Raw genomic sequence first — 3,662 nt, 5'->3', positions numbered from 1 at the left:
CGTCGTGCCCTGCGCGTCCGGATCCGGGTCGTACAACCCCTCCACGTCCCAGCCACGGTCCACCGGGAAACCGGACAGAGCGTCCCCACCCGACTCCAGCAACCGCCACAGATCCTCCGGCGACCGCACATCACCCGGGAACCGGCAGCTCATCGCCACGATCGCGATCGGTTCCCGGGCCCGGTCCTCGATGTCCCGCAGCCGCCCGTACGCCTCGTCGAGATCCGTCGTGACTTTCTTGAGGTATTCGCGGAGCTTTGCTTCGTTCGCCATGGGCGCTTCACCTATTCGGATGGTAACTGGGGTGCCGCGGGTCAGTGGGGCAGCGGAACAGAGGGTCAGCTCGCGCCGAACCGCTTGTCGATGAAGTCGAAGAGTTCGTCGTCGCTGGCGTCCTCGAGGACCGTCGTGGCCTCGCCCGCTCCGCCCTCGCCACGGCGTGCCTCGTTCCAACGGGTCAGCAGCGACTGCAGCCGCACCGCGACCCGCGCGTGCGCCGCTTCGTCCCCCGTCAGGGCGGAGAGGTCGTCGGGCGCGAGGGCCGAGAACGCGTTCTCCAGGCGGTTCAGCTCCTCCAGTACGGCCGCCGCCTCCGGTTCGTCCGCGTCGGGCGCGACCTGCGTCCGCAGGTGCTGTGCCAGGGCGGCCGGTGTCGGATAGTCGTAGATGAGCGTGGCCGGCAGGCGCAGGCCGGTGGCCGTGCCGAGGCGGTTGCGCAGTTCGACGGCGGTGAGGGAGTCGAAGCCGAGCTCGCGGAACGCCTGTGTGGGGCCGACCAGTTCGTGCGACGCGTGCCCGAGCACGGCGGCCACCTGGCCTCGTACGAGGTCGAGCACGGTCTGTTCCCGCTCGGCCGCCGACAGCCGGGCGAGACGCTGTGCCAGGCCCTCGGCCGCGCTCTCGCCGGCGGTGGTGACGTCGTCCGCGGCGCGGCGGCGCACGGGGGTGCGTACCAGGCCGCGGAAGACGGGCAGGACGTCGCCGCTCGCGGCGGCGGCGCGGAGGGTGCCGAAGTCGAGCCGGAGCGGCACCAGAACCGCCTCGCCCGACTCGGCGCCCACCCGGCAGGCCGCGTCGAACAACGCGAGTCCTTCGTCGGCGGCAAGCGGCAGCACGCCGCCGAGCGCCGCGCGGGAGCGGTCGGCCGCGGCCAGCCTGCCCGCCATGCCCCGCTCCTCCGCCCACATGCCCCAGACCAGGGACAGGGCCGGCAGCCCCTGGGCGCGGCGGTGCCGGGCCAGCGCGTCGAGGAAGACGTTGGCGGCGGCGTAGTTGGCCTGCCCGGCGGCACCGAGCGTGCCGGCGGCGGCGGAGAACAGTACGAACGCCGACAGGTCCATGTCCCGGGTCAGTTCGTGCAGGTTCCAGGCCGCGTCGGCCTTCGGCCGCATGACCCGCTCGACGCGCTCGGCCGTCATCGACTCGACGACCCCGTCGTCCAGTACGGCGGCGGTGTGCACCACGGCCGTCAGCGGCCGGTCTTCCGGTACGGCGTCCAGCAGTTCGGCCAGCGCGGCGCGGTCGGCGACGTCGCACGCGGCGACGGTGACCTCGGCCCCCGACTGACGCAGTTCATCGCTGAGTTCGTCGACACCCTCGGCCGACGGGCCGCTGCGGCTGACCAGGAGCAGGTGGCGTGCGCCGTGCTCGGTCGCCAGATGACGTGCGAGCAGCCGGCCCAGACCACCGGTGGCGCCGGTGATCAGGACAGTCCCTTCGGGGTTGATCCCGGGGACGGCGACTGAGCCGGAGGGCGCCGTGGAGGGGCCGGACGGTTTGGCCGGTCCGGTGACGGCTGATTCGCTACGGGCCAGGCGCGGCGCGAAGGCCGACCCGGACCGCAGGGCCAGTTCCGGCTCGCCCGACACCACGGCCGCCGCGAGGGCGGCGTAGGAGGCGTCGGTCCGGTCGGTGTCGACGAGCACGATCCGGTCGGGGTTCTCCGACTGAGCCGACCGCACCAGGCCCCAGACCGCCGAGTGCACCAGGTCGCCGGCGTCCTCATCGGCGCCGGTGGCCACCGCACCCCGGGTGAGGACGACCAGCCGGGTGGCGGGGAAACGGTCACTGGCGAGCCAGGACTGGATGGCTTCGAGCACGCGGGTGACGGCTTGCGTGACGCGCCCGGCCAGGCCGTCGCCGGTGTCGGTGAGGACGGGGGTGGGGGCCGTGGGGGCTGTGGGGGTCATCGAGGCCGGGGGGCCGTCCAGGTCGGAAGCGCAGGGCAGCACGATCACGTGCGGCGCCGGACGTCCGGCGTCCACGGCCTTCTCGAGCGACGCCAGGTCGCCGAAGGCCTCCGCCCGGACACCGGCGGCCGTGAGGGAGTCCGCCAGCGTGGACGCCGGCTCGCTCTCATTCAGTGCGCCGACGACCGCGTACCCGCCGCGGCCGGACGCTCCGACCGGGATGTCGGACGTACGAACCGACGTGCGCACCCAGTCGAAACGGAACAGCGAGTCGTGGTGCGCGCCGCGGGCGTCGACCGGCGAGGCGGCGGCCAACTGCTCGTCACTGTAGGGACGCAGGCCCACGGACCTCGCCGACAGCACCGGGGCCCCGGTCGGATCGGTGGCGGTCAGCTCCACGGACGTGTCGTCCACAGGGGCGATCCGCACCCGAAGCGTCGAGGCGTCGAAGGCGTGCAGTGCGACCTCGCGCCAGGCGAGGGGCACGCTCCCCGGTGCCGGCCGGTCGGCGCCGGTACCGCCGCGCTGCGCCGCCATGAGCGCCGCGTCGAGCAGCGCCGGGTGCACGGCGAACCGGTCGGAACCTTCCCGCTGTTCGGGAGCGAGACGCACCTCGGCGAAGACCACGCCGTCGCGCACCCACGCACGTTCCAGGGTCCGGAAAGCGGCTCCGTGCGCCAGACCGGCGGCCGCCGACGACTCGTACAGAGCCTCGACCGGCACGGCCTCGGCCCCGGCCGGCGGCCACGCCTCCGCCATGTCCTCCACGGGCTGCGCCGGGGTGAGGGCGGGCTGGGGCGTGGTGGGGGCGGCGGCGAGGGTTCCGGTGGCGTGGCGTGTCCACCGCGCGTTCGGCCGCGGTCCGTCCTCGTCCTCGAGCCTTGAGTACACGGTGACGGTGCGGCGGACCGAGTCCTCCCCCGTAATGTCGCCCCCGGACTCGCCCACGGATACGCGTAGTTGGAGGCCACCACGGTCCGGCAGCACCAGCGGCGCATGGACCTCGAGCTCGGCGACAACCGGGCAACCGACCTGGTCCCCGGCATGGAACGCCAGCTCCACGAAGGCCGTGGCGGGCAGCACCGCTTGGTCCGTGACCGTGTGATCAGCCAGCCAGGGGTGACTCTGCAGCGACAGTCGCCCGGTGAACAGGAACCCGTCCGACTCGGGCAGTTCCACCGCGGCACCGAGCAGCGGGTGATCGGCCTCGCCGATCCCTACGGCCGTCACGTCGTCGAGACCGGCGAACGTGTCGACCCAGTAGCGGCGGCGCTGGAAGGGGTAGGTGGGCAGGTCGACACGGCAGGCGCCGGTACCGGCGTAGTACGCCTCCCAGTCGAGGGAGATCCCCCGGGTATGGGCGTGGGCGAGGGCCGTGGTGAGGGTTTCGGCTTCCGGGCGGTCCTTGCGGAGGACGGGGAGGAAGGCGAGGGCCTCGGTGTCGGTGACGGATTCCTGGGCGAGGGCGGACAG

At 73.4% G+C, this 3,662-nt stretch carries 2 protein-coding genes; both read right to left on the bottom strand.

Annotated features, from left to right (window positions below; translation table 11 throughout):
- Nucleotides 1–273: beta-ketoacyl synthase N-terminal-like domain-containing protein (locus tag IE249_RS35165; RefSeq protein ID WP_189711534.1), on the bottom strand; the 273-nt coding region annotated here is incomplete at its 3' end.
- A gap of 65 nt (nucleotides 274–338) precedes the next feature.
- Nucleotides 339–3,662: type I polyketide synthase (locus IE249_RS35160; RefSeq protein WP_189711532.1), on the bottom strand; the 3,324-nt coding region annotated here is incomplete at its 5' end.

Source organism: Streptomyces anandii JCM 4720 (assembly GCF_014650655.1).
GTDB lineage: Bacteria > Actinomycetota > Actinomycetes > Streptomycetales > Streptomycetaceae > Streptomyces > Streptomyces anandii.
The sequence above is the reverse complement of the archived record's forward strand: the minus strand, read 5'-3'. Positions and strand labels throughout refer to the sequence as shown.